This is a genomic window from Myxococcus sp. RHSTA-1-4 (assembly GCF_020037125.1).
GTDB lineage: Bacteria > Myxococcota > Myxococcia > Myxococcales > Myxococcaceae > Myxococcus.
This window is the reverse complement of the sequence record NZ_JAIQDG010000101.1, coordinates 1-2,151: the sequence shown is the minus strand read 5'-3', so window position 1 is coordinate 2,151 and position 2,151 is coordinate 1. Positions and strand designations below refer to the sequence as shown.

Below are 2,151 nucleotides of genomic sequence, written 5' to 3'. Positions count from 1 at the left end.
CGCCAGCGCGCAGGTCCAGGGCGGGAGTTTGTCGCCCTCTCCGGTGGACACGGCACGGCTGCGTGCCCTCCTGGCCCAGCGGCTGCCCGAGTACATGGTGCCCTCGGTACTCGTCCCTCTGGCCTCCCTGCCCCTTACCGCCAACGCCAAGGTGGACAGGAAGGCCCTGCCGACTCCGGATGCGGCACTCACATCATCGGCCGAGTCCTACGTCGCCCCGCGCACCCCCACCGAGGAGAAGCTGGCGGAGCTGTTCGCCGGCGTCCTGCGGCTCTCGCGGGTGAGCGTCACCGATAGCTTCTTCGCGCTCGGTGGCCACTCGCTGCTGGCCACGCAGCTCGTCTCCCGGATGCGTTCGGCGCTGGGCGTGGAACTGCCCCTGCGTGCCATCTTCGAGACACCCACTATCGCCGCCCTCGCCGCGCGCTTCGAGTCCACGGGTGGATCCTCATCGTCGCAGGTCCCCGCCATCGTCCCCGTGCCTCGCACCGGCCCGCTGCCGCTGTCCTTCGCCCAGCAGCGCCTGTGGTTCATCGACCAGCTCGAGCCCGGCAGTGCCACCTACAACATGCCCACCTTCGTGCGCCTGGACGGGCCGCTCGATGTGGATGCACTTCGCCATGGTCTGTCCGAGCTGACACGGCGGCACGAAGCCCTGCGCACCACCTTCTCCCAGCACGAGGACCAGCCCGTGCAGGTCATCGCGCCCCGGGTCGAGCTGCCACTGGAGACGGTGGACCTCAGCGGGATGGAGCCTCAGACCGCGCAGGCCGAGCTGGAGCGCCGCCTGCGCGAGGAGGGCCTGCGCCCATTCAGTCTCTCCACCGGTCCGCTGGTGCGCGCATTGCTGCTGAAGCTTGGTCCCACCGACCATGTGCTCGCGCTCAACATGCACCACATCGTCTCGGACGGCTGGTCCATGGGCGTGCTGGTGCGGGAGGTGGCCGCGCTCTACGAGGCCTTCGTCCAGGGGCAGCCCTCGCCCCTGCCGCCCCTGCCCATCCAGTACGCCGACTACGCCGTCTGGCAGCGCCAGTGGCTCCAGGGGGCGGTGCTGGACGCACAGCTCGGCTGGTGGCGCCAGCACCTCGCCGGAGTCAGCACACTGGAACTGCCCACGGACAAGCCGCGTCCGCCCGTGCAGACCTTCCGGGGCGCACAAGCTCCCGTCTCGCTCTCCCTCGCCACGTCCGAGAAGCTCGACGCGCTCTGCCAGCAGGAGGGGGCCACATCGTTCATGGCCCTGCTCGCGGCCTTCCAGGTGCTGCTGTCCCGCTACTCCGGGCAGCAGGACATCGCCGTCGGCTCGCCCATCGCCGGACGCCAGCGCGGTGAGCTGGAAGGGCTCATCGGCTTCTTCGTGAACACGGTGGTACTGCGCACCCAGGTGGACGCACGCGCTTCGTTCGCTCGCCTGTTGCACCAGACGAAGGAGACGGCCCTGGGGGCGTACGCGCACCAGGACGTGCCCTTCGAGCGCCTCGTGGAGGAGCTGCAGCCCACTCGCGACCTGAGCCGCCCTCCACTCTTCCAGGTGCTCTTCGCATTGCAGAACGCGCCCATGTCCTCGGCGGACATGCCGGGGCTGAAGCTGCGCACCCTGGAGGTGGACGCCCCTACGATCCGGTTCGAGCTGGAGCTGAACCTCGCAAAGTCCGCGGAGGGCTACCGGGGCGTCCTCGGCTACAACACCGACCTCTTCGACGCCGCCACGGCCGCGCGGATGGCGGTGCACTTCAGCACACTGGTGGAGGCCCTCATCTCCAAGCCCGAGGCGCCTCTGGCCTCCGTGTCGCTGCTGTCACAGGCGGAGCGGAAGCAGGTGCTGGTGGACTGGAACGACACCGCCTCCGAGTACCCGCGCGCCTCCACCCTCCCCGAGGTCTTCTCTCAGGTGGTGGCCCGCTCCCCCGACAAGGTCGCCGTCGAGTTCGGCGACGCGAAGCTCACCTACCGGCAGCTCGAGGAGCGCGCCAACCAGCTCGCCTGGCACCTGCGCGGCCTCGGTGTGTCCACCGACTCACGCGTGGCCATTGCCCTGGAACGCTCGCTCGAGCTGATTGTCTCGCTGGTGGCCATCCTCAAGGCGGGCGGCGCCTACGTCCCGCTCGACACGTCGTATCCGCGTGAGCGCCTGGCCGCCATGCTGGA

At 69.6% G+C, this 2,151-nt stretch carries 1 protein-coding gene; it reads left to right on the top strand.

All coding sequences use genetic code 11. From position 1 onward, the window contains the following. Nucleotides 1-28: 28 nt before the first annotated feature. Nucleotides 29-2,151: condensation domain-containing protein (locus tag K8638_RS44065; protein ID WP_223760791.1), on the top strand; the 2,123-nt coding region annotated here is incomplete at its 3' end.